Here is a 22,539-nt window from a genome sequence, read left to right as displayed (position 1 = left end):
TCGGGGTCCCAATTCCGTCCCAATTCCGCTACAAGGAAGTCCAACCCACACTGCTTCGGCACAGGCAAACGGAATGACGGCGCGATGAAGGCAAAGTTCTGGACACTCGCTGCAGCACTGGCTTTGACGCCGTCGCTCGCCTTCGCGCACCCGCATATCTTTGCCGAGGCCCGTCTTGAAATCGTCTCCGACGACAAGAACGAGATCAGCGAGCTACGCAACATCTGGCGGTTCGACGAATTGTTTTCCTCCAGCGTGGTGCTCGATTTCGACAAGAATTCCAACGCGCAACTTGAGCCAGACGAACTGGCGGAAGTCGGCAAGACGGTTCTCGATTCCCTACAGGAATATGATTATTACACAACCATCCTCGACAACGGCAAGAACGTGAAAGTCCTGAAACCGGCGGAAATCCATGCCGACTACAAGGACGGCCAGCTGCTCCTGTTCTTCAGCGTCAAGCCGGCAGAAACGGTTGCGTTGAAGGGTAAGATGTCCTTCGGCGTCTATGATCCGTCGATGTATACGGCCATGGATTTTCCGACCGACGAGGATCTTGTTCTGGTCGGCGACAAGGTCAACGCCTGCGCGCACAAGGTGGTGCGGCCCGATCCGGACGAAGTTCTCGCCCAGAACCAGAGCAGCCTGACGGACGCCTTTTTCACCGATCCAACAGGCACCGACATGTCGAAGATGTTTGCCACCCGCATGGAGCTGACATGCTGAAAACGGGAACTGCCGCTCGTGTCGCAACGATCGCGCTTTGCCTCACCGCTGCTTTCGTGGCCGTTGCCCATGCCCAGTCGCCGCTCGGGATCGGCACGGCGGAACCGGCCTTCAAGACGACGGGCCTGTTCGGTGGCTTCTTCTCCTGGGTCAATATGGAGCAGCAGAGCTTCTACCACACCCTGACCGGTGCCTTGAAAGGCATGCGGGAAAACCCGTGGCAACTGACCTCGCTCGTCGGCCTGTCCTTCGCCTATGGCGTCTTCCACGCAGCGGGCCCGGGCCACGGCAAGGCAGTGATCTCCTCCTACATGATTGCCAACGAAACCGAACTGAAGCGCGGCGTGCTGCTGTCCTTCCTGTCCTCCTTCCTGCAGGGCATCGTTGCCATCCTTTTGGTGGGCGCCACCTATCTCGTCCTGCGCGGTTCCTCGATCTCGATGACGCAGGCGACGCATTTCCTTGAGGTCGTGAGCTTCGGCCTGATCTCGGCGTTCGGCGGCTGGCTGCTGTTTCGAAAATTACGCGCGATGGCGGCAAGCCGGGCGGCGGTGCAGGACCACGGCCATTCTCACGATAACCATCATGAGCACACGCATCACAACCGCGACCATCATGCGCATAACCATGGCCACCAAAACCACGCGCATGGCGAGGTTTGCGATACATGCGGCCATGCGCATGCGCCTGATCCGGCGATGCTGAGAGGCGATCGTTTCGCGCTGCGCGAGGCCTGGTCCGCAATTATTGCCGTCGGTTTGCGGCCCTGCTCCGGCGCGCTGATCGTGCTGAGCTTCGCGCTGTTGAACGGGCTTTATCTCGGTGGCATTCTTTCCGTCTTCGCCATGTCGATCGGTACGGCGATGACCGTTTCGCTTCTGGCGACCATGGCCGTCACGGCAAAGGGATTTGCGGTGCGTTATACCTCGAGCGAGGCGGTGGCCGTCAGGGTCGGGAACGGCATCGAAATTGCCGGTGCCCTGCTCGTTCTGGTGCTCGGCCTGATCCTGCTCGGCGCGTCCCTGCAGGCTTGAGCTCGATCAAAGACCGCGCCGACGCTGATACCGGGCGCGCAGCCAGAAGATAATGAAGAAACCCAGCACGAAAAGACTGCCGAACACGGCGGCCAGCCACGGCGAAAAATCACCAAGCCACAGCATCATCGGCGGCAGGAAGAAAAATCCGACACAAACGACGATGAGGATGATGGCAGCTGCGATTGCCGGCGAGCGTTCTTTCTGGACCGGATCGGTCATGCTGTATCCTTAGGGTCAGTGGCCGAATTTTCGTCAGCAGCTTTGCTGCGCTGCGGATGTTGCATCCAGTGGCGACAGCCATGCCCCGAAAGCGGCTCTCAGTAAAGCCCGACGACAGGGTATTGAAGTTGCGGCGCTTCGACGCGCCGCAAGTTTTATAGATCCGTTTTTCCTAAAAAGGCGGCGGAAATTACCAGGGCGACTTGATCGGCGTTTCGCCAACCTGCGGCACGGACGTCTGTGTCTGGGCCGGTTGCACTTCGATAGCCCCGGTCTTTGCCGCCGAAACCGTGGCTTCGATGTGATCGATCAGGGCGTCTGCCAGACCGAGACGACCGGCCAGCTGATCGAGATAACCGCGTTCTGCGCGATTGTCGGCATCAATCGCCAGGCGCGAAGCCGTGTAAAGCTCCACGCGTTCTTCCTCGGTCTTTGCCGCCGAAACCATGGCATCGAGATCGACGGGCTTGCTCAATTCGTCCCGCAGGAAGCTCTCGGCTTCCGAATCAAGGCCGGACAACTTGACCTTGTCCATGATGCGGGCGCGCTCGGTATCATCGATATGGCCGTCGGCGCGGGCAGCGGCAATCATGGCTCGAACGAGCACAAGGACGAAATCATTGCGCATGACCTCAGGCTCGGCGCTGAAACCCGAATCGGCTGGCGGCGGCAAAAGAACCGGTGTCGACTGCGCTGGCGCATCGGCGGCGACCGGCGTCTGTCCTGCCTGGTAATTCTTGTAGGCCTGGTATCCGAGCCCGGCGATGGCGGCGAGGCCACCGAGCTTGAGGGCACCACCGGCGATATCGCGGCCCGTGCCCGTGCCGAGCAACACGGCGGCAAGACCTGCCGTCTTCAGCGGATTGTCCTTGGCCAGTTGCGTCAACTGGCCGGCGCGATCGCGGACCGTGCCGCCGGCACCCGGAACCTGAGAGCCCAGCAACTGGTCCAGCAATTTTTTAGCGTCGAACATATGTATCTCACTCCGTCCCGTGTTGAGGTTCGTGGGAACATAGGAATGCAGGAGCGGAAATACAATCGAATGACGGAAACGACAAAGCCGGACGTTTCCGCCCGGCTTCGAAAATAAACAGGTCGTGACATCATCAGCCGCGCAGGGCAAAGGCCTCGGAGGCAAGCTTGGTGATGCCGGCCCAGTCGCCCCTGGCGACGAGTTCCTTGGGCGCGACCCAGGATCCGCCGACGCAGACGACGTTGGGCAGCGACAGGTAATCCTTGGCATTCGCCAGCGAAATCCCGCCTGTCGGGCAGAAGAACGTGCCGGCGAGTGGCGAGGACAGCGATTTCAGATAGGCGGCGCCGCCTGCCTGTTCGGCCGGGAAGAACTTCAACATGGTGAAGCCTTCTTCGCGCAGACCCATGACTTCGCTCGCGGTGGCCGCACCCGGCAGGAGCGGCACTTCGGAATCGGCTGCGGCGTCGATCAGTTCCTGCGTCGTGCCGGGGCTGACGATGAACTGCGAACCGGCCTCGACCGCGGCCTCATACTGGGCGGCATTGAGAATAGTACCGGCACCGGTAACGGCGCCTTCGACCTCATTGGCAACAGCGCGGATGGCTTCCAGTGCCGCCGTCGTGCGCAACGTGATTTCGATCGCTTTCAGGCCACCGGCCACGAGCGCGCGTGCCAATGGCACAGCAGTGGCCAGATCATCGATCACGAGAACCGGAACGACCGGCTGCAATTTCAGGATGGAAAGGAGCTTGTCGTTTTTTTCGCTCATGCCGAAACGCCTTTTAAAACGATTGAATGTTGGACCCCGAATACGCTCGCCGATCCGCTTTGTCGAGACCAAAGCCGGCTTTGCCTGTCGTATGCGTTTATACGTACATGGCGACAGCGCATTGACAACCTGCTTTAGGTTTACATCTATTTGCCAACGAGCAAAGGCAGGACGCTGGCAGATTTCGTTCGGGAGTTGGAATGGCCAAAGAGATCGAACGCAAGTTTCTGGTGTCGAGCGACGGCTGGCGCCCGGACGCCGACGCGGGAAGCGTCTTCCGGCAGGCCTATATCGTGACCATGGATGACCGTTCGGTGCGGGTGCGGATCGCCGATGGTACCACGGCGCGGATGACCGTCAAAGTCGGCAAGAGCGCCTTGGTGCGCGATGAATTCGAATACGTCATCCCGCTTGCGGACGCACAGGGCATGATCGATCTCGCCGTCGGCATCGTCATCGATAAAACCCGCTACCGCGTGCCCTTTCGCGGGTTTATCTGGGAAGTGGATGTCTATGACGGTGCCCTCCAGGGATTGGTAATCGCCGAGGTCGAGATGACGAGCGAGGACGACACGCCGGACCTGCCGGACTGGATCGGCAGGGAGGTCACCGGCGAGCGGAGATATTCCAACCAGTATCTGGCGCTGGACGGTCGCCCGCCGGAATAGGACGACAGGTGCGGCAAAGCGGGGGAATTGCGCCGATGCGAGGAACGCTGTATTTCACGCCGCATGACCGACGCTCTTTCCATTGCACGCCCGCCGCTTCCTCGCCCACAAGCCGAGGGCGAGTTCCTTGTGGCCGCGCTCTATCATTTCGTTTCCTTCGCACGTTTTGCGGATTTCCGCGCGCCGCTGCAGGCGCTGTGCGACGCCGAGGGTGTCAAGGGCACGCTGCTGGTCGCACATGAAGGCATCAACGGCACAATCGCCGGCACTGATGCCGGCATCCATGCCGTCCTGTCCTATCTCCGGGCCCAGCCGGAGTTTGCGACCCTTGAGCACAAGGAAAGCCGCGCCTCTGCCATGCCCTTCCTGCGCATGAAGGTGCGGCTGAAAAGGAAATCGTCACGATGGGCATCGAGGATATCGATCCCAAGCGGGTCGTCGGCACCTATGTTGCGCCCAGAGACTGGAACGCGCTGATTTCCGATCCGGATACGATCGTCATCGATACTCGCAACGACTACGAGACGGCGATCGGTACGTTTCGTGGCGCCGTCGATCCGAAGACCAAGAGCTTCCGGGACTTTCCCGATTGGGTGCGCAGCAATCCCGGCCTGCACAACAAGCCGAAGATCGCCATGTATTGCACCGGCGGCATTCGTTGCGAAAAAGCGACGGCCTTCATGAAGGAACAGGGTTTCGACGAGGTCTATCACCTCAAGGGCGGCATCCTGAAATATCTTGAGGAAACGCCGGAAGAGGAAAGCCTCTGGGACGGCGCCTGCTTCGTCTTCGACGACCGTGTTTCCGTGACGCACGGCCTTGCCGAGGGCGAACACACGCTTTGCCATGCCTGCCGGCAGCCGCTCACGCTCGAAGACCTGAAATCGCCGCATCACGAGCCGGGCGTCGCCTGCATCCATTGCCACGAGACCCGCACCGAAGCCGACCGCAAGCGTTACCGCCAGCGGCAGCAGCAGATCGAAATCGCCAAGGCGCGCGGCCTCAGGCATCTGGGCAGCTGAGGACTTTGCAGGTGGCTAGGACAGGGTAATGTGCGCCTGATCGGCTGTTGCATGTAGCGCCAAACGCGGCGCCGTCGAAATCCCGGCCCAGTCCTCCTCCCGCGCCATGACGACGGGACAGGCGATGCCATAAAGCTCGGCGGCAACCATGGCACCGACGATGACGATCGCGTCGCGGCTCAAAAGCACGATCCCGGCCGGTCCTTTGCCCAGGCGGATCGCCTCTGCTAGCACCGAACTGCCGGAACTCGACCCCCTGCCCGCCTTCATCAGCAGTATTTTGCCGGTGATAATCTCATCCTTCTGCGGATGCCAGCGATCGATGATCCGCCCCGTGGAGGAATCGAGCCCACCCCAGAAGCTCAAGGGTTCGGCAAGCAGGAAGACGAGGCCCGCGGCAGCGCCAGGTGCAAGCAGGGTGGCGGAAAACTGTCGCTGAGGCCCGCTCACAGCCGCACCACCTTTCCCGCCCGCGCGGAGGCCATGCAGTCGGCGAGCGAGCCGAAGGCGATCTCCACGCCGATGTTGCCCGGTGCGTAATAGGCCATTTTTCCGGAATTGGTCATGATCGCGCCGGACATGTCGCGCATGATCGCGGTGACATAGGTGCAGGTGTCGATGACCAGGGTGACACCTGCAGCCTCGAGCGCCTTGTCCCAGCCCGGCATCGCGAGTTGGTCGAGAACGCCGCGATTGGTGTTGATGTAGATATCGACCACCGGCCTTTCGCCCTCGATCAGCGGCATCAGGCGGGAAAACTCAGCAAATGAGAAATGCGGCGTGCCGAAACTGACCCCGGAAAGCGGCGTGCCATCCGGGACCGTCGAAAGATTGCAGATGGTCTGGCGCAAATCGTCCGCCGTCAACCGGATCACCTCGACGGGTGGCAGCCCCTGAAACGCCTGTTCGACCGTCGCCGCTTCCGGCGTCAGCCCGACCGCATGAAACAGCGCCACAGCCCCTGACGAAGCGGCAACAGCCCCGAGTGCCTTCAGGTCGTCTTCCCTTGTATTCCGGGGTAAGCCAACGATCGCCGGAACTAGGCTGCCGCACCGTTTTCCGATCGTATGGCCGACCGCAACACAAGCGGGACCGGCGTCCTCCCATTCCGCCGGCAGGCTTTCGATCTCGACCAGGATTTCCGCCCGCCGGTTTTCGGTAATGTGCAGGCCGTAAAGCGGCGCCCGTCCCGTCATCGCGCAACAGAGATCGATGAAATCGCCGTAACGATTGGTGCGCGCACCGATCACCGAATTGGCAAAGACGATGGCATTGGATTCCGCCCAGGCGATCTGCGCGCCAAAGCGCGGCCGGAACATCGTCTGATAGGGTGCGCAGGTGAAGGTCGGCATGCAGCCCAGTTCTTCATGCGCTTTCATGAGCCGCGCGCCGCCGCTGCCGATCTTCGGCTCGCCGATGAAGAGTTCCGGGTGGATGAGATCGACCGACCCGACATTGAGCGTCGTCGGCACGCGGACCCGACCGCCGTGGCGCACCAAATGCTCGACGAAATCGAGGCTGACTTCGCCGAGATAAAGACAGCCGTCGATATGCGCCGCCTCGATATCGATGAAGCTTTCAGCGCCGACGGCCTCGGCAAAACGCGTCAGCAGCCGCATGCAGAAGGCAGCTGCCTCACCATGGGTGCCGGCGAGCAGTTCCTGATCGAAGGCGGAAAGAGAAGGAGCCATGAAACTGGATTAGGCCGCACGCTCCACAGGTGTCAATCACCCTCTCACCCCGGCATACCGTCATGCTCCGCGAAATCCCAGGCGAGATGATCCCAGTCCGCGCGGCAACGGGTCATGACTGCTATATCCGGTTTGAAACAAGACGGTTCGTCGAGTGTTCCGGCATAGACAGTCCAGCGGTCGTCTTCCGGCGGACCGGAACCAAAGATCTGGCTGCTACAAATTTCGCAGGCATACCGCACGGTTTCCATACCGCTGCCGCCCGTCATACTGTACGCCCTCAGAGCTCCGGTAAAGACAACGTCATCGCGGCTGAAGATCATGTAGCAGCAATGCCCCGTGCCGGTTGCACGCTGGCAATCGCGGCAATGACAGAAGCCGGAAACTTTTGGTCTCCTATGCGCTTCATATCGCACCGCGCCGCAAAGACATCCACCCTTCAAGATCATGCCCCCTGCGCGTCAAACCTCAAATTTCGCACGAAACTCGATGGTTGTGATGAAAGTTTCCAGATGCGTTCGCATCATATCGCGGGTTTCCCGGTCCGCAAGAATATCCCGCCGCTGCTCGGGCGTCTTGCCGAGCAGGTTGATCCGAAAGAAGGCTTTATCGACGAGCGTGACGGAGATCGTTTTCAAGACCTCCGTCAAGGCCTCCAGCGCATAGTCGCCGCGATGCGAGGCGTGGACGAGCATAACCGGCTTGTGCGGAAGCTCGTCACGCGAGACCAGCCAGTCAAGCGCATTCTTGAGGCCACCCGGAATGCCACGGGCATATTCCGGCGCAGAAATAATCAGACCATCGGCGCTTCGGACTTTTTGCGCGAGTTCGAGGACTGCGTTGGGCGTGACTTCGCCCTCATGATCCGGATTGAAGATCGGCAGATCGCCGATCAACGTGCAAATTTCGACGCCGAGCCCATTTCGTGCCTCGGCACCGATGGCTTCAAGCAACGCTAGGTTCGATGAGTTTTTTCGAAGGCTCCCACAGAGAGCATAGAGAAAAAGGCCGGCCATGCAGGAAGTCCTGTCAGAATCGATTTCAAAAGGAGATCATGCAGGTAGCACGGCTCCTGTCAGCCCACTTTGTGGTTTCCCTTCGGAAACTGCTCGGCCAGTTCCTGGTACCACTGGCCGCTTTTCTTGATGGTGCGAACCTGCGTGTCATAATCCACATGGACGATCCCGAAGCGCATCCTGTAGCCTTCCGCCCATTCGAAATTGTCCATCAGGCTCCAGGCAAAATAGCCCTTCATCGGATAGCCCTCCGCAATCAGGTCGGCCGTCACGGCGAGATGGTCGGAGATGTAGTCGAGGCGCGGCTGGTCGTCGACGACGCCATCCTCGACATCCGTATTGTAGCAGGCGCCGTTTTCGGTGATGTAGCAATCGGGCATCGTGTATTCCGCGTTCAGCTTGCGCACGACATCGCCCAGCGCCTGCGGAAACACCTCCCAGCCGATATCCGTCTTGACGTCGCTGACGAAGCTGGCGCCAATCGTTGCCGGATATTCGGCACCGGGTGCCGGATCATGGCTGACGCGCATCGGCGTGTAATAGTTGATGCCCCACCAATCCAGTTTCTGGCTGATGGTTTCCATATCGCCCGGTTCGATCGCCGGCATGCGGTGACCAAGCGCGCTCATCAAGCTTTCGGGATACGCGCCCATGAACACCGGGCCGAAAAAGGCGCCGTTGTGGAAATCGAAGGCGCGGTCGGCGGCGGCCTTGTCATCGGCGCTTTCGCTGCCGGCATAAACGTGCATCGGATTGAAGACGAGACCAACAGGCAGGTCCGGCCGCTCACTGCGAATGGCGGACACGCCGAGGCCATGGGCAAGATTGGTGAAGTGCATCGCATGCAGCGCCGCGTCCATGTTGCGTTCGCCCGGCGCATGAATGCCGTAGAGATGGCTGAGCCAGACAGAGCACCATGGCTCGTTGAAGGTCGCAACCGCATCGAGACGATCGCCGAGGCGCTGGATAATGGTTTTGGCGTATCGTTGGTAGGCATAAGCAGTGGTGCGCGCCGTCCAGCCGCCATCGCCCATCAGGGCCAGCGGCAGATCCCAATGGTAGAGCGTCGCAAAGGCCTTGATGCCTCGCGCCTTCAGGCCATCGACAAGACGGTCATAAAAATCCAGCCCCTTCTCATTGATGGGACCGGTGCCTTCCGGAATGATCCGGGGCCAGGCGATGGAAAACCGATAGGCCTCCACGCCGAGCGACTGGATCAGATCGAGGTCTTCATCGAGGCGGTTGTAGTGATCGCAGGCGACGTCGCCATTGTGCCCCTTGTAGACGCGACCCGGCATGTTGGAGAAGGCATCCCAGATGGAGGGCTTGCGGCCGTCAACCTTGGTGGCGCCTTCGATCTGGAACGCGGCCGTCGCAACACCGAAAACGAAATCGCCGGGGAAGCGGGCAGCAAGGGTTTTGGGGTCGATCATGGGAAGCACTCCAGGGGACGGGGGAACTGCAACGTTGCAGTAAAAGGCTGCGAGGAAATGTCAATATCGATTCATGCAATGGGAAACGACTTCAGTTTTCCGGAAACAGGATCGCTTCGTAATCCTGTGCGCCATTCAGCACATGGATGATGTGGATGGTACGTTCATCTATCATATAAAAGATCAGATAACCGCGAGAAGGCCGCCGGCGAATACCCATTGCCCTATATCGAGGCACCAACGGAAAGGATTGGGGCATATCAGCGATCTGTTCGCACCGATCAATCAATTCCCGAGCAAAAGTCATTGCGCGAGCAGGATTGTCCGCTGCGATATAGTCAACGATGCGTCCTATATCCTGTTCGGCCTCGTCGGTAAAAACAACGATCATACGTCGCTGTCTTTCTCCTCGTCTCCATGCTTGGCAATCAAGTCCGCCAGAACAGTCTTGCCCGAGGTCACTCGACCGGCTTCCACATCGGCGAGACCGCGGGCGATAGACAGATCAAGCGCCGAGAGGCGCTTTTCGCGCTCCTCGATCATTCGCACGCCTTCCCGCAGCACTTCGCTGCGGGAATTATAACGTCCGGTTTTCACGAGATCCGTCACGTAGTCTTCCAGATGCTGTCCGAGATTTGCGCTGCTTGCCATGCCACTTCTTTCCCGAAACGAACAGAAATCAATAACTGTTAGCATACCAAGAAAAGGTCGCGGCAGAAAGCCAGTTCAATCAGACCTTCACCCACGCCCCGTTGCGCTTGGACGACTGCACGCACGCATCGACAAAGACCATGCCCTTCATGCCGTCGTCGATTGTCGGGTAAACGACTGCTGGATCGACGGCCTTGCCTTGTCGCTTGGCGTAGATGGCGCGGGCGGCTTCGGTGTAGATATTAGCAAAGCCCTCCAGATAGCCTTCCGGATGACCGGACGGAATGCGCGTGACACGGGCGGCAGCCGACCCGGCACCGGCGCCGGCGCGGGTGATCAGGCGCTTCGGCTCGCCAAAGGGCGTATACCAGAGATAGTTCGGGTCCTTCTGGGTCCATTCCAGACCGCCCTTGGTGCCGTAGACCCGGACCATCAGACCGTTTTCGTGGCCGGGTGCAACCTGGCTGCACCAGAGCATGCCCTTGGCGCGCTGGCCGTCCTTGGCCTTGAAACGCATCATCACGTGGGCGTTGTCATCCAGCGCCCGGCCTTCGACGAAACTGTCGAGATCGGCCGCAAGTTCCTCCAGTTCGAGGACCGAGACGAAGGCGCCCAGATTATAGGCATGCGTGCCGATGTCGCCGGTGGAGCCGCCCGCACCGGACTTGGATGGATCCGTGCGCCAGGCGGCCTGTTTCTGGCCGGATTGCTCGATATTCTCCGTCAGCCAATCCTGCGGATATTCCATCTGGACCAGACGCACAGCGCCGATGTCGCCATTGGCGATCATCTCGCGGGCCTGCCGGACCATCGGATAGCCGGTGTAATTATGGGTCAGCACGAACAGCGCGTCGCTCTCGTCGGCAAGCTTCTTGAGCTTCTTCGCATCAGCGAGCGTCGAGGTCAGCGGTTTGTCGCAGATAACGTGGATACCACGCTTCAGGAATTCCTTTGCCGCCTCATAGTGCACATGGTTCGGTGTGACGATCGCGACCGCCTCGATACCGTTCTTCAGCTTGGCTTCGCGGATCGCCATTTCCTTGAAATCGGAATAGCTGCGGACCGGATCAAGGCCGAGTTCGGCACCCGATGCCTTGGCTTTTTCCGGTGTCGACGACAGCGCGCCGGCCACCAGTTCAAAATGATCGTCAAGCCGTGCCGCCATGCGATGAACCGCACCGATAAAGGCGCCCGAGCCGCCGCCGACCATGCCGAGGCGAATACGTTTTTCGCGGGTTTCCGAAGAGCTTCCTTCGATTGCCATTGTTTTCTCCTTGGATTTCAGTGCTTGCGGAGAGTTTCACCTCCCCTTTGAGGGGGAGGTCGCAGCGAAGCTACGGGTGGGGGGATCCGTTGGGTTTCGTGAAAAGTCACCCCACCCCGGCACTGCGTGCCAACCTTCCCCCTCAAGGGGAGGGTAAAAGTTTAAAGCCCAAGCATCCGCCGGTTGGCCGCGTCGTCCGTGCCTGAATCGGCAAAATCATCGAAGGCTCTCTCGGTCACACGAATAATGTGGTGCTTCACGAACTCGGCCCCTTCGCGAGCGCCGTCTTCAGGATGCTTCAGTGCGCATTCCCATTCAACCACGGCCCAGCCAGAGAAATCATTGGCCGCCATCTTGGAGAAGATCGCGCCAAAATCGACCTGGCCATCCCCCAGGGACCGGAAGCGACCGGCCCGGTTGACCCAGCCCTGGAAGCCGCCATAGACACCCTGGCGGCCGGTCGGATTGAACTCGGCATCCTTGACGTGGAACATCCGGATGCGGTCCTTGTAAATGTCGATGTTCTCAAGATAATCAAGGCACTGCAGGACATAATGCGAGGGATCATAGAGCATGCAGGCGCGGGCGTGATTGCCGGTGCGCTCCAAAAACATCTCGTAGGTGACGCCATCATGCAGGTCTTCGCCCGGATGGATTTCATAGCAAATGTCGACGCCGCAATCCTCTGCATGATTGAGGATCGGCACCCAGCGACGGGCCAGTTCGTCAAAGGCAGTTTCAACGAGACCGGCGGGACGCTGTGGCCACGGATAGATGAAGGGCCAGGCGAGCGCGCCGGAAAAACTTGCCATCTCTGTGAGGCCGAGATGCTTCGACGCTGTCAGGGCGAGCTTCACCTGCTCAACCGCCCATTCCTGCCGTGCTTTTGGATTGCCGCGCACCTCCGGTGCTGCAAAGCCATCAAAGGGCTCGTCATAGGCGGGGTGCACGGCCACGAGTTGGCCCTGCAGGTGGGTGGAAAGCTCGGTCACTTCGATACCGTTATCGCGGGCCTTGCCGGCGAACTCGTCGCAATAGGCCTTGGATTCGGCGGCTTTTTTCAGATCGAACAGGCGAGCGTCCCAGCTTGGGACCTGAACGCCCTTGTAGCCGCAATCGGCGGCCCATTTCGTGATTGAATCCCAGGAATTGAATGGTGCGGCGTCGCCAGCGAATTGCGCAAGGAAAAGCGCTGGTCCCTTGATGGTCTTCATCTGTCGTCTCCTCCGTCAACAGCACGACCGCTCAACCCCGGCCATGACTATCTGTTTTTGATCTACGATCGGCCGGCTCGACGGTGCGAAACGGCGACACCTGAAACGTTGCAGGGTGCCTGGACGCTATCATAACTTTGCGTGCGGGCAACTGGCACTGCGGCGAAATGCAGAAATTTTTACTGATGGAAAAAGCCGCCCGCAGCTTCATGCTTCAGGCGGCCTCGTCCTCAAATTCAGATCAGAAAGGAGAATCCGGGAAGTAATAGTTCGCCGCATTTTCCTTGGTGATCAAAGTGGCATCAATCGTGTAGGTGCCGCTGACCGGAACCTGGCTGTAAAGTGCCGCCGCCGTCATTTCCATGGCAGTACCGACCATTGCCGGCGGGTAGAGAACATCAACCGGGATCATGCTGTCGCCATCCATGACCTTCTTGATCATATCCTTGGAGCCAGCACCGCCCACGACATACTTGATATCCGTGCGCTTGGACTGCGCGATGGCCTCGAGCACGCCGACTGCCATGTCGTCGTCCTGGCACCATACGACATCGATCTTCTGGTACTTGGTCAGATAGTCCTGCATGACCTTGAAGGCATCATCGCGGTTCCAGTTGCCGAACTGGCGATCGAGAATCTTGACGTTCGAGCCGGCGATACCCTTGTCGAAGCCGTCCTGGCGCTGCTGGTCGATCGGGATTGGCAGGCCACGGATAACCACGACTTCGGCGTCCGGCGTATTTTCGGCAATGTATTTGCCGGCGACTTCGCCGAGCGCCGGATTGTTTCCGGCGACGTAGAGGTCACGCACCGTGCCGTCATTGACGCTTGGCGCGCGGTCAACGATCGCCACGAACTTGCCGGCGTCCTTGACTTCCTTGATGGCGTTGACCAGCGGATCCGGATCGGACGGCAGGATCACAAGTGCGTCGATGCCCTGCACGGCCAGGTCCTGCACGGCATTTGCCTGGGTCGCCGGATCCGGCGAGGTCTTGACGATAACGTTCAGGCCCGGATGTTCGGCCATCAAAAGCTTGGCAACGCGTTCGGCATGGAACACAACGCCGGCCGTCCAGCCGTGGTCGGCTGCCGGGATCGAAACGCCGATCGTCTTGGTTTCCTGCGCCTGGACAGCGCTGGCAAAGGCAAGCGCCAGTGCTGCGACGGTCAGCCCCAATAATTTCTTACGCATGGTAGTCCTCCCAATGTCAGGTCCTCCGTAGACGCCGGGCGACCTGTTGACCCGGCTTGGTTTTTCCTCGCAATTCCGAACGCAAAACCGCTTCACACGTTTGCCGGAACCGTTTGGCCTTACGATTTGCGTACCAGCGAACGCTGGACGAGCATCGCAATGATGATGATCGAGCCCTGGATGGCGCCGATCAGATATTCGCTGATGAAATTGGAGAGCAGCATGATGTTGCCGACCAGTTCGAGAATGAAGGCGCCGCAGATCGTACCCCAGACCCGGCCTGCACCACCCTTCAGCGCCGTACCGCCGACAACGACGGCGGTGATCGCCTGCAGTTCCCAGAGAATCCCTGTCGTGGCCGACGTTGACCCGAGCCGCGGCACGTAGAGCAACACGGCAATCGCAACGCACAGCCCCTGAATGACGAAGGCGATGGTACGCACGCGGTTGACCGCGATGCCCGAGTAACGCGCGACATCGCTATTGGAACCAACGGCGACGACATGGCGTCCGTACCGGGTGCGATACAGAACAAAAGCCGCGATGCCCGTCACAAGAAGGATGACCGCGATCGGCACCGGCACACCGAGGATCGAGCCGAAATAGGCCGGGCGATACAGCGCCTGCAGTTCCGGCTCTCGCAATGTGATCGCGCCGCCTTGCGACAACCAGGTCGTCAGGCCGCGATAGATGCCCATCGTGCCAAGCGTTGCAATGAACGGCTCGATGCGGCCGACCGTGGTAATCAGGCCGTTTGCAAGACCGCAGGCGCCGCCGACGAAAACAGCAAAGACGACAGCCGCCGTCAGCATCAATGCCGGATCGGCGATGACCCCGGAATTCATGAAAAGGATCATGACGCTGGCGACGAAGGCCACCATTGAGCCGACCGAGAGATCGAGGTCCCCCGAAGAAATCACGAAGGTCGCACCGACGGCGATAATCGCGATGAAGGCACTGCGTGTCGCGACATTCGCAAGATTCGTCATGCCGATGAAATTAGGATTGACGAGCGCACCCACGACCAAAAGCAGGGCCAGAGCAGCAAACGGGGCAACAGCCCGAAGATCGACATCACGCCAGCTGCGACGACGGATATCCCTGGCTTCCTCGTTAACGCTCATTTCTAAAACTGCCTCCCGTGGCACTGCGTCGGCCCGTTACATCTAGGCCTTTTGTTTCAGCATTCCCTCACACCTGACCGCTGAGCGATCAGGCTGCCTTTTTCTTCAGGCCCGCCGCATAGCGCATGATCTCCTGCTCGGAGATTTCATCGCCCTCCAGCATGCCGACGATGCGGCCTTCACGCATGACCGCAACCCGCGTGCACAGCCCGATGATCTCAGGCATTTCCGAGGACACGACGATGATCGACTTGCCATCGCGGGCGAGCGCCGAAATGAAATGATAAATCTGCTGCTTTGTCCCTACATCGATGCCGCGTGTCGGCTCGTCGATGATGATGATGTCAGGTTCGGTCTCCATGACCTTAGCCAGCAAAAGCTTCTGCTGGTTGCCGCCCGACATGCGACGCGCGACGATGCTGCCGTCGCGGACCCGAATATCGAACCGCCGCTTGGCCCGCTCCAACGCCACTGCCTCGCTGGACGGGCTGAGGTAACCGAGCTTGCCGTGCCGATCGAGCGATTGCAGCGTCAGATTGGCGGTCAGGCCGGAGTTCAGAAGCAGTCCCTTGGATTTGCGATCCTTGGTCATATAGGCCAGACCGCAGCGGTTCGTCGCATGAACATCGCCGGACAACACCGTTTCGCCCTTGATTGCCACCTCACCCGAATGGCGCAATCGAAGACCGGCGACTGCCTCCATCAATTCCGTTCGGCCAGAACCGATCAAACCGGAAAAGCCGAGAATTTCGCCCTTGCGAACCTCGAAACTCGCATCCTTGACATAGCCTGTTGACAGCGACTGGACGCTAAGCATGACCTTTTCATCGACATCAGGCTCGCTCTTCGCAGGATAGAGGCTGGACAGTTCACGCCCGACCATGAGCTGTGCAATCGATTCGCCATCAAGAATCGCGGTCGGCGATGTCTTGATCCACTGGCCATCGCGCAGCACCGTAACGCGGTCCGTCAGCTCCATAACTTCATCAAGCTTGTGCGACACGAAGACGAAACTCGTGCCTTGGTCGCGCAGCTTGCGCACCTGCCGGAACAGGAAGCTGGTCTCCTCGCCCGACAGAACCGCCGTCGGCTCATCCATGAACACGACGCGCGCATCGCGGCTGATCGCCTTGGCGATTTCTACCATCTGCTTGTCGGCGATCGACAACGAACTGATCATCGCATTCTCATCGACATGCGAGCCGAGTTGGTCGAGCACGCGGCGCGTCTCGGTGCGCATATGCTTGCGGTCGAGCATGCCGAACCGCGCCACTTCGCGACCGAGAAACAGGCTCTCGGTGACAGTCAGGTGTTCGGCGAGATTGAATTCCTGATGAATGATGACGATGCCCAACGCTTCAGCAGCGCCATTCGGCGGCAACTTTATGGGCTTCCCGTCAAGGAGGATTTCTCCTGAGGTGGGCTGCTCGAAACCGGAGAGAACCTTGACCAGCGTCGATTTTCCAGCCCCGTTTTCACCCATCAGCGCATGGATTTCCCCGGCGCGCAGTTCGAAATTGACACTGAAAAGGACCTGCACGCCGCTGAACGACTTGCTGATGCGCCTGGCGGACAGCACGACTGCCCCGGCATCGTTTGCCTCCGAAACCATCATTCCCTCCCTGCGGCTCCCATCCGCTTGGACTGCTGTGTAAACCTTTACATAGGTCATGTAAAGGTTTACATCGTGGCATAACATAGAATTTCGCAACGGAACGTTTGATCTCCGTGCAAGTCTGTGTAGTGTCCCGCCGAGACCGAAACCAAGGCAGAGCGCAGTGTCGAATTCCACACCGGCAACCATCGAAGACGTCGCCAGGATCGCGGAAGTCTCGATCGCGACGGTTTCGCGCGCCATCCACATGCCCGAGAAAGTCGCCAATTCGACGCGGCTGAAGGTCAACCAGGCGATCGCGATCACCGGCTATACGACCAATGCCATGGCGCGCAGCCTGCGGCTTGGCCGCTCGAACATGATCCTCGTCGTGGCCCCTGATATCGGCGATCCGAATTTCTCCAACATACTCGTCGGCCTTGAAAACGAGGCGCGCGCCCATGGCTACGGAATCCTGATCGGCCACACGCAGAATGATGCCCAGCGCGGGCTGGAATATCTGAAATTTCTCAATTCAAACCAGGCGGCCGGATTGATCCTGTTCACCGGGATCCTGCCCTTCGGCCACCAGACCATGACGGCCCGGCTGCCGCCGAGCGTCGGCGTCTTCGAGCCTGTCTTCAACGGCGGTATTCCTTATGTCGGCGTCGATGACATCGAGGGCGCGCGCAAGGCGATCGATCTGCTTCTGGCGGAAGGGCATCGCAAGATCGCCTTCATCGGCGACAGCCGCACCCGGCTTGCCTATAGCCGCCGACGCACGGGCTACGAGGCCGGACTGGACGCAGCCGGCGTGCCGCAGGATCTGCGCATCGTGCTCGAAGGCGACGGCACGATTGAGAGCGGGCGGCTCGCGGTCGAGCAATTGTTCATGCGCGACACCCTGCCGACGGCCTTCATGTGCGTCAACGACCAGACCGCCATCGGCGTGATGCTCGGCCTGACGGCGCGGGGCTACAATATTCCGCAGGATTTTTCGGTGACCGGCTTTGATGACGTGCCACAGGCCGTCTTCATGTCGCCGGCGCTCACGACGATCCGTCAGCCACGGACGCTGATCGGCAAGCACGCCATGGCCTTGCTGCTGGAACTCCTGTCGAACGGCCAACCGGCAGAAACCGAAATCCTCCTGCGGCCGGATCTGATCGTGCGGAATTCGGTCTCGGCACCCTCGAGACAATGGACGAAACGCTGACGGTTCATAACCATCAGCGTTCGATTTCATCAGTCAGTTGCATGCAAGAAACCTTGAGCGGCTTCAGCCGTAGCGCTGGTTTCGGACCGGCTCGCGAGATCCGGCGGAACGGGCCGTCGATACCTTGAACTGATCGATCAGCGACTTGAGGGACATGCTGGTGCGCATGAGGCTGTGCGTTGCCGCATTGGTCTCTTCGACCATGGCGGCGTTCTGCTGCGTCATCTGATCCATGCTGCTGACGGCCGTGTTGATTTCGGCAATACCGATCGACTGCTCCCGGGCGGATCCGGCGATGGCGTCGATATGGCTGTTGATATCCACCACCTGCTGACCGATATGGCGCAGCGCTTCGCCTGTTTTGTTGACCAGTGAGACACCGAGCAGCACATCCTCGAAGGACTTATCGATCAGTTCCTTGATTTCCTTGGCAGCAGCTGCCGATTTCTGGGCCAGTTCACGAACTTCCTGCGCCACGACGGCAAAGCCCTTTCCGGCATCGCCGGCGCGAGCCGCCTCGACCCCTGCGTTGAGGGCAAGAAGGTTGGTCTGGAAGGAGATCTGGTCGATGACGCTGATGATCTGCGTGATCTTGCGCGAGGATTCCTCGATCGCACCCATCGCCGAGACCGCCTGTTCGACGATCTCGCCTGACTTTTTCGCTTCACTGGTCGCCACCGTCACGACGCGCTGCGCCTCCTGGGTGCGGCTGGCCGATTCCTTCGAAATCGTAGTGATTTCCTCCAGCGCGGCGAATGTCTCCTCCAGCGATGCCGCCTGCTGTTCGGTGCGGCGAGCCATATCATCAGTGGCAGTCACCAGCTCACCGGAGTTGGAGGTCGTCTCGTCAGCTGACACGACGATGGAACCGAAAGCTTCATCGAGCTTTGCAATGGCGCTGTTGAAATTGGATTTCAGGTCGTTGAACTGCGGCGCAAGGGGCTGCGTGATGGTGGCCGTCAGATCGCCGCCGGCAAGCCTCTGCAGCGAAGCGTCGAGTGCGGAAAGCGCCTGCTCCTGCTGTTCGCCCTGTTCACGCCGCGCAACCTCGGACTTTTCGCGCTCGATCTGCAACGCATCGAGATAGACGGTGATGGCATAGTCCATGTCGACGAGTGCCGCCTTTACGACCGCCGAGACGTCCCGCGTGATAGGCTGCGCCTTTTTCTTCGAAAGCATGCCCTTGAGATGCGACGAAACCACTGCCTCGATGATCGATTCAAGGATGATAGCGTAGCCGCCGATGTACCAGCGCGGTGCAAGGCCGAGCCGGGCATGGGTGTTGCCGATCGTGGTGACAGCCTTCACATACTCGCCGTCGAAATTGCCGGAAGCGATAACATCCCAGTGCCGCGCCTGACGGGCCTTGGCGCTCTTGATGTGATCTTCGCTGTTGAAAAATTTGGCCGTTTCCGGGGCGGCTTTCGCCTTTGCGTAGAACTTGTCGAGCGCGCCATCAAGCGAAGCGGAAATGACGGGCTTGGCCTGAGCCAGCGCCTGTCTTTCCGGCACTCCGAGGCCAACGAAATCGAGGCGTTCGTTTAGCGCTTTGGTCGTGGAATCGATTCCGGTCATGTCGTTCGTCCTATGGAGAGGTGATCAACATGCGAACTGCGGGGATCGGCTTCATGCCGGCAGAGGGAAGACGCGTTAGGTCAGATTAAGCAGAAATGCTTAATCTAATGATAAGGTTTCGAATTGCGTTTTTAGATCAATGACTTGGAACGAGCATAAAATTTGCAACCCGGCATTGATTTATATCAAAAGCTTGGCATTTTTTTCAACGCAATGGGTGCCCGCAAAAACCCTCAATTTTGCCAGTAATTTCTTGATGAAATCGCATCTTGGAAAGAAATTTCAAACTCTCAAAGGGGGATCTGCTCCCCCTTCTTTTCCGTATCGGCTGCCCCTGCACCAATTAGACGTAGCGGTTGACGACGTTTTCCAGGAGTTCCTGCTTGCCGGATTTCGGCTGCGGATTGAGGTCGGATTTTTCGACCTGCGCCGCGATGTCCTCGAGCGTGTATTCGCCCTTCAGCATCTTCTGCGCTTCAGCGGAATTCCAACCGGCATAGCGGGCATCGAGCGGTCCGGACAGCGCCTTGTCCTCGATCATCTTGGCTGCCGCACGCAGACCACGGGCGCAGCAATCCATGCCTCCGATATGGCCGATCAGCAGGTCTTCGGCATCGAGCGATTGCCGGCGCAGCTTCGAATCGAAGTTGGTGCCGCCGGTCTTGAAGCCGCCGCCTGCCAGAACCTGGTAATAGGCCAACGCCATTTCCGGAACGTTGTTCGGGAACTGGTCGGTGTCCCAGCCGGACTGGTAGTCATTGCGGTTCATGTCGATCGACCCGAAGATGCCATAGGCATTGGCGAGCGCCAGCTCATGCTCGAAGGAATGGCCGGCAAGGATCGCGTGACCCTGCTCGATATTGACCTTGACCTCGTTCTCGAGACCGTAAGTCTTGAGGAAGCCGTAGACTGTGGCGACGTCGTAGTCGTACTGGTGCTTGGTCGGCTCCTGTGGCTTCGGCTCGATTAGGATCGCGCCCTTGAAGCCGATCTTGTGCTTGTATTCGACGACCATGTTGACGAAGCGGCCGAGTTGGTCGAGTTCCTTCTTAAGATCGGTGTTGAGCAGGGTCTCATAGCCTTCGCGGCCACCCCACAGAACATAGTTGTCGCCGCCGAGCTTCAGCGTTGCATCCATGCAGGTCTTCACGGTTGCTGCGGCAAAGGCAAAGACGTCCGGATCCGGATTGGTGGCCGCACCCGACATGAAGCGGCGGTTGGAGAACAGGTTGGCCGTACCCCAGAGCAGCTTGACGCCGGTCTCCTGCTGCTTCTTGGCGAAGTAATCGACGATCTCGTTGAGATTCCTTGTGTTCTCGGCGAAATTCTTGCCTTCCGGGCGAACGTCGGCGTCATGGAAGCAGTAGAACGGCACGCCGAGCTTGGTAAACAGTTCGAACGCCACGTCGGCCTTCAGCTTGGCAGCCGCCATCGTGTCTTCGAACCAGGGGCGCAGGAAGGTCTGGCCACCAAAGGGATCGCCGCCCGGCCAGGTAAACGTGTGCCAATAGGCGACGGCAAAGCGCAACTGGTCTTCCATGCGCTTGCCCATGACGATCTCGTCGGGATTGTAATGACGGAAGGCCAGCGGATTGGTGCTGTCAGGGCCTTCGTACTTGATATCGCCGATGTCGCCAAAAAAACCGGTGCTCATTGGATGTCTCCTCATGTTTCAAGTAGGGAAAGGTTTTAGAAAGCGCCTTTCAGCGCTGGATAAAGCTTGCGATAACGCTGATAGGCATCCTCGTATGCGCCCTTGAGCGCAGCATCCGGGGAAATAGTCTCGTCGGTCTTCGGCGCAGAGCAGGTGGCGACGGGATCGGCGCCGGTGGCGGCGATCAGGCCGAGGCGGGCGGCGCCGAAGGCGGCCCCGAAATCACCGTCTGCCGGCAGATCGACCGGCAGGTCGAGTGCCGTGGCGATCGATTTCAGCCAGTAGCGCGAACGCGAACCGCCGCCGATGGCCGTGACGCGCGAAAGGCTGGTACCAGCGGCCTTCAGCGCTTCGAGACTGTCGCGCAGTGCGAACGAGACGCCCTCCAGGACCGCCTGCGTCAGCACAACACGGCTGCTTTCATGGCCAAGGCCGACAAAGGCGCCGCGGATCGCTGCATCATTGTGCGGCGTGCGCTCGCCGGAGAGATAGGGCAGGAAGGTCACGCCCGAGGGGGCCTTGAGGGTGTCGCCCAGTTCCTTCGTCAGGTCGGTAGCACTCTTTGCGGTCACGCCGGCATGCCAGTTCAGGGCATCGGTCGCCGACAGGATGACGCCCATCTGGTGCCAGGTGTTCGGCAGCGCATGACAGAAGGCATGCACGGCGCTTTCGGGATTGGGCAAATAGGAGGCGTTGGCTGCAAACAGGACGCCGGATGTGCCAAGCGAGACGAAGGCATGCCCCTCGCCGACAGTCCCCATGCCGCAGGCCGAGGCCGCATTGTCGCCCGCACCACCGGCAATGACCACATCGGAGCCCATGCCCCATTTCGATGCCAGTTCGCTCTTCAGCGTGCCGGAGGCATCCGTGCCCTCGACCAGCGACGGCATCTGGTTTTCAGTCAACCCGGTCGCGGCAAGCAGGCTTTCCGACCAGGCGCGCTTGCCGGTGTCGAGCCAAGAGGTGCCGGCCGAATCCGACATTTCCGAAATCCGCTCGCCGGTCAGCCAGAGCCGCAGGTAATCCTTCGGCAGCAGCACGCAATCGACCTTGGCAAAAATCTCCGGCTCGTTGTTCTTCACCCAGGCCAGTTTTGGCGCGGTGAAGCCGGGGAAAACGATATTGCCGGTGATAGCGCGAAACTGCGGATCGGCATCGAGTTTTGCCGCTTCCGCATGGCTGCGCGTGTCGTTCCAGAGGATGCAGGGTCGCAGGACCTGATCCGCAGCATCGATCAGCGTCGCCCCGTGCATATGGCCGGACAGGCCGATGCCGCGAACGGCGGCAAGCTCGGCGGGATGCGTGGCCTTCAAGGCGGCGATCGCCTCTTCCGTGGCACGGATCCAATGCGCCGGGTCCTGCTCGGACCAGCCCGGATGGGGCCGTGACACATCAAGCGAACCGGTGCCCGAACCGATGATCGCCTGGTTGGCGTCGATCAGAATCGCCTTGACGCCCGATGTTCCCAGATCGAGACCGAGATACATTCACATTCTCC

The 22,539-nt window shown here is 59.7% G+C and carries 22 protein-coding genes and 1 pseudogene; 5 read left to right on the top strand and 18 right to left on the bottom strand.

The features are described from left to right. Positions 1–84 precede the first annotated feature (84 nt). Positions 85–726, top strand: coding sequence for a DUF1007 family protein (locus tag P6U16_RS15525; protein ID WP_277701302.1), 642 nt, complete (start codon positions 85–87; stop codon positions 724–726). After that, positions 720–1,760: a nickel/cobalt transporter gene (locus P6U16_RS15520; RefSeq protein ID WP_277701301.1), complete on the top strand. Its 1,041-nt coding sequence runs from the start codon at positions 720–722 to the stop codon at positions 1,758–1,760. Before P6U16_RS15525 ends, P6U16_RS15520 begins: the two co-directional genes overlap by 7 nt. 6 nt (positions 1,761–1,766) lie before the next feature. On the opposite strand, the gene P6U16_RS15515 is transcribed toward P6U16_RS15520, so the two are convergent. The 3 genes from P6U16_RS15515 to P6U16_RS15505 all read right to left on the bottom strand — a co-directional run bounded on the left by P6U16_RS15515 (position 1,767) and on the right by P6U16_RS15505 (position 3,727). Next, positions 1,767–1,982 (bottom strand): hypothetical protein, encoded by a 216-nt coding sequence (locus P6U16_RS15515; protein WP_277701300.1) that lies wholly within the window; start codon positions 1,980–1,982, stop codon positions 1,767–1,769. A 190-nt stretch (positions 1,983–2,172) separates the two neighbouring features. Beyond that, on the bottom strand, positions 2,173–2,955 hold the full coding sequence (locus P6U16_RS15510; RefSeq protein WP_277701299.1) for a tellurite resistance TerB family protein: 783 nt from the start codon (positions 2,953–2,955) through the stop codon (positions 2,173–2,175). Positions 2,956–3,088: 133 nt separating this feature from the next. Next, positions 3,089–3,727 carry a 2-dehydro-3-deoxy-phosphogluconate aldolase gene (locus P6U16_RS15505; RefSeq protein ID WP_277701298.1) on the bottom strand — a complete coding sequence of 213 codons (639 nt, stop codon included), beginning with the start codon at positions 3,725–3,727 and terminating at the stop codon, positions 3,089–3,091. A gap of 200 nt (positions 3,728–3,927) precedes the next feature. Here P6U16_RS15505 and P6U16_RS15500 point away from each other — a divergent pair, with 200 nt between their 5' ends. Further along, entirely contained in the window at positions 3,928–4,395 is a 468-nt protein-coding gene (locus tag P6U16_RS15500) for a CYTH domain-containing protein (protein ID WP_277701297.1), read from the top strand. A gap of 63 nt (positions 4,396–4,458) precedes the next feature. Continuing rightward, positions 4,459–5,417 (top strand): annotated as a pseudogene (locus P6U16_RS15495) (rhodanese-related sulfurtransferase). A 15-nt stretch (positions 5,418–5,432) separates the two neighbouring features. On the opposite strand, the gene P6U16_RS15490 reads toward P6U16_RS15495, so the two are convergent. The 12 genes from P6U16_RS15490 to P6U16_RS15435 form a co-directional block, all read right to left on the bottom strand. Beyond that, positions 5,433–5,867 (bottom strand): DUF126 domain-containing protein, encoded by a 435-nt coding sequence (locus tag P6U16_RS15490; protein ID WP_349017655.1) that lies wholly within the window; start codon positions 5,865–5,867, stop codon positions 5,433–5,435. Then, positions 5,864–7,108, bottom strand: a complete 1,245-nt coding sequence (locus tag P6U16_RS15485; protein ID WP_277701296.1) for an aconitase X catalytic domain-containing protein — start codon at positions 7,106–7,108, stop codon at positions 5,864–5,866. Before P6U16_RS15485 ends, P6U16_RS15490 begins: the two co-directional genes overlap by 4 nt. A gap of 44 nt (positions 7,109–7,152) precedes the next feature. Further along, a complete protein-coding gene (locus P6U16_RS15480; protein ID WP_277701295.1) occupies positions 7,153–7,557 on the bottom strand; it encodes a GFA family protein in 405 nt (134 codons plus the stop codon). A 12-nt stretch (positions 7,558–7,569) separates the two neighbouring features. Continuing rightward, a complete protein-coding gene (locus P6U16_RS15475) occupies positions 7,570–8,124 on the bottom strand; it encodes an NADPH-dependent FMN reductase (RefSeq protein ID WP_277701294.1) in 555 nt (184 codons plus the stop codon). 59 nt (positions 8,125–8,183) lie between these two features. Further along, on the bottom strand, positions 8,184–9,557 hold the full coding sequence (locus P6U16_RS15470; RefSeq protein WP_277701293.1) for a GH1 family beta-glucosidase: 1,374 nt from the start codon (positions 9,555–9,557) through the stop codon (positions 8,184–8,186). Between the two features lie 91 nt (positions 9,558–9,648). Then, complete coding sequence (locus P6U16_RS15465) at positions 9,649–9,948, bottom strand: type II toxin-antitoxin system RelE/ParE family toxin (protein WP_277701292.1); 300 nt, start codon at positions 9,946–9,948, stop codon at positions 9,649–9,651. Next, the gene (locus tag P6U16_RS15460) at positions 9,945–10,208 is read right to left on the bottom strand and encodes a type II toxin-antitoxin system ParD family antitoxin (protein WP_277701291.1); all 264 of its coding nucleotides are present in this window, start codon (positions 10,206–10,208) and stop codon (positions 9,945–9,947) included. Before P6U16_RS15460 ends, P6U16_RS15465 begins: the two co-directional genes overlap by 4 nt. A gap of 79 nt (positions 10,209–10,287) precedes the next feature. Continuing rightward, positions 10,288–11,472 (bottom strand): Gfo/Idh/MocA family oxidoreductase, encoded by a 1,185-nt coding sequence (locus tag P6U16_RS15455; RefSeq protein ID WP_277701290.1) that lies wholly within the window; start codon positions 11,470–11,472, stop codon positions 10,288–10,290. A gap of 161 nt (positions 11,473–11,633) precedes the next feature. Then, positions 11,634–12,686, bottom strand: a complete 1,053-nt coding sequence (locus P6U16_RS15450) for a sugar phosphate isomerase/epimerase (RefSeq protein ID WP_277701289.1) — start codon at positions 12,684–12,686, stop codon at positions 11,634–11,636. Between the two features lie 241 nt (positions 12,687–12,927). Next, positions 12,928–13,878: a substrate-binding domain-containing protein gene (locus P6U16_RS15445; RefSeq protein WP_277701288.1), complete on the bottom strand. Its 951-nt coding sequence runs from the start codon at positions 13,876–13,878 to the stop codon at positions 12,928–12,930. 119 nt (positions 13,879–13,997) lie between these two features. Continuing rightward, complete coding sequence (locus P6U16_RS15440; protein WP_277701287.1) at positions 13,998–15,002, bottom strand: ABC transporter permease; 1,005 nt, start codon at positions 15,000–15,002, stop codon at positions 13,998–14,000. Between the two features lie 88 nt (positions 15,003–15,090). After that, entirely contained in the window at positions 15,091–16,614 is a 1,524-nt protein-coding gene (locus tag P6U16_RS15435) for a sugar ABC transporter ATP-binding protein (RefSeq protein ID WP_277703865.1), read from the bottom strand. 166 nt (positions 16,615–16,780) lie between these two features. Here P6U16_RS15435 and P6U16_RS15430 point away from each other — a divergent pair, with 166 nt between their 5' ends. Further along, positions 16,781–17,812 carry a LacI family DNA-binding transcriptional regulator gene (locus P6U16_RS15430; RefSeq protein WP_277701286.1) on the top strand — a complete coding sequence of 344 codons (1,032 nt, stop codon included), beginning with the start codon at positions 16,781–16,783 and terminating at the stop codon, positions 17,810–17,812. A gap of 63 nt (positions 17,813–17,875) precedes the next feature. Here the strand turns inward: P6U16_RS15430 and P6U16_RS15425 are convergent, their stop codons facing one another. The 3 genes from P6U16_RS15425 to xylB all read right to left on the bottom strand — a co-directional run bounded on the left by P6U16_RS15425 (position 17,876) and on the right by xylB (position 22,528). Next, positions 17,876–19,387 (bottom strand): globin-coupled sensor protein, encoded by a 1,512-nt coding sequence (locus tag P6U16_RS15425; protein ID WP_277701285.1) that lies wholly within the window; start codon positions 19,385–19,387, stop codon positions 17,876–17,878. Positions 19,388–19,730: 343 nt separating this feature from the next. Then, positions 19,731–21,041 (bottom strand): xylose isomerase, encoded by a 1,311-nt coding sequence (xylA, locus tag P6U16_RS15420; protein ID WP_277701284.1) that lies wholly within the window; start codon positions 21,039–21,041, stop codon positions 19,731–19,733. Between the two features lie 35 nt (positions 21,042–21,076). After that, the gene (gene xylB / locus P6U16_RS15415; protein ID WP_277701283.1) at positions 21,077–22,528 is read right to left on the bottom strand and encodes a xylulokinase; all 1,452 of its coding nucleotides are present in this window, start codon (positions 22,526–22,528) and stop codon (positions 21,077–21,079) included. Positions 22,529–22,539: the final 11 nt, after the last annotated feature.

Origin of the sequence: Rhizobium sp. 32-5/1 (assembly GCF_029537235.1) — a bacterium.
In the GTDB taxonomy this organism is placed as follows: Bacteria; Pseudomonadota; Alphaproteobacteria; order Rhizobiales; family Rhizobiaceae; genus Pararhizobium.
The sequence above is the reverse complement of the archived record's forward strand: the minus strand, read 5'-3'. Positions and strand labels throughout refer to the sequence as shown.

Excerpts from the sequence above, each read along its gene's own strand:
- P6U16_RS15475 (WP_277701294.1), bottom strand. The coding sequence starts at position 8,124 with ATGGCCGGCCTTTTTCTCTATGCTCTCTGTGGGAGCCTTCGAAAAAAC.
- P6U16_RS15450 (WP_277701289.1), bottom strand. The coding sequence starts at position 12,686 with ATGAAGACCATCAAGGGACCAGCGCTTTTCCTTGCGCAATTCGCTGGC.
- P6U16_RS15425 (WP_277701285.1), bottom strand. The coding sequence starts at position 19,387 with ATGACCGGAATCGATTCCACGACCAAAGCGCTAAACGAACGCCTCGAT.
- xylB (WP_277701283.1), bottom strand. The coding sequence starts at position 22,528 with ATGTATCTCGGTCTCGATCTGGGAACATCGGGCGTCAAGGCGATTCTG.
- xylA (WP_277701284.1), bottom strand. The coding sequence starts at position 21,041 with ATGAGCACCGGTTTTTTTGGCGACATCGGCGATATCAAGTACGAAGGC.
- P6U16_RS15465 (WP_277701292.1), bottom strand. The coding sequence starts at position 9,948 with ATGATCGTTGTTTTTACCGACGAGGCCGAACAGGATATAGGACGCATC.
- P6U16_RS15470 (WP_277701293.1), bottom strand. The coding sequence starts at position 9,557 with ATGATCGACCCCAAAACCCTTGCTGCCCGCTTCCCCGGCGATTTCGTT.
- P6U16_RS15505 (WP_277701298.1), bottom strand. The coding sequence starts at position 3,727 with ATGAGCGAAAAAAACGACAAGCTCCTTTCCATCCTGAAATTGCAGCCG.
- P6U16_RS15510 (WP_277701299.1), bottom strand. The coding sequence starts at position 2,955 with ATGTTCGACGCTAAAAAATTGCTGGACCAGTTGCTGGGCTCTCAGGTT.
- P6U16_RS15440 (WP_277701287.1), bottom strand. The coding sequence starts at position 15,002 with ATGAGCGTTAACGAGGAAGCCAGGGATATCCGTCGTCGCAGCTGGCGT.
- P6U16_RS15515 (WP_277701300.1), bottom strand. The coding sequence starts at position 1,982 with ATGACCGATCCGGTCCAGAAAGAACGCTCGCCGGCAATCGCAGCTGCC.
- P6U16_RS15480 (WP_277701295.1), bottom strand. The coding sequence starts at position 7,557 with ATGATCTTGAAGGGTGGATGTCTTTGCGGCGCGGTGCGATATGAAGCG.
- P6U16_RS15485 (WP_277701296.1), bottom strand. The coding sequence starts at position 7,108 with ATGGCTCCTTCTCTTTCCGCCTTCGATCAGGAACTGCTCGCCGGCACC.
- P6U16_RS15525 (WP_277701302.1), top strand. The coding sequence starts at position 85 with ATGAAGGCAAAGTTCTGGACACTCGCTGCAGCACTGGCTTTGACGCCG.
- P6U16_RS15445 (WP_277701288.1), bottom strand. The coding sequence starts at position 13,878 with ATGCGTAAGAAATTATTGGGGCTGACCGTCGCAGCACTGGCGCTTGCC.
- P6U16_RS15500 (WP_277701297.1), top strand. The coding sequence starts at position 3,928 with ATGGCCAAAGAGATCGAACGCAAGTTTCTGGTGTCGAGCGACGGCTGG.
- P6U16_RS15435 (WP_277703865.1), bottom strand. The coding sequence starts at position 16,614 with ATGGTTTCGGAGGCAAACGATGCCGGGGCAGTCGTGCTGTCCGCCAGG.
- P6U16_RS15520 (WP_277701301.1), top strand. The coding sequence starts at position 720 with ATGCTGAAAACGGGAACTGCCGCTCGTGTCGCAACGATCGCGCTTTGC.
- P6U16_RS15460 (WP_277701291.1), bottom strand. The coding sequence starts at position 10,208 with ATGGCAAGCAGCGCAAATCTCGGACAGCATCTGGAAGACTACGTGACG.
- P6U16_RS15455 (WP_277701290.1), bottom strand. The coding sequence starts at position 11,472 with ATGGCAATCGAAGGAAGCTCTTCGGAAACCCGCGAAAAACGTATTCGC.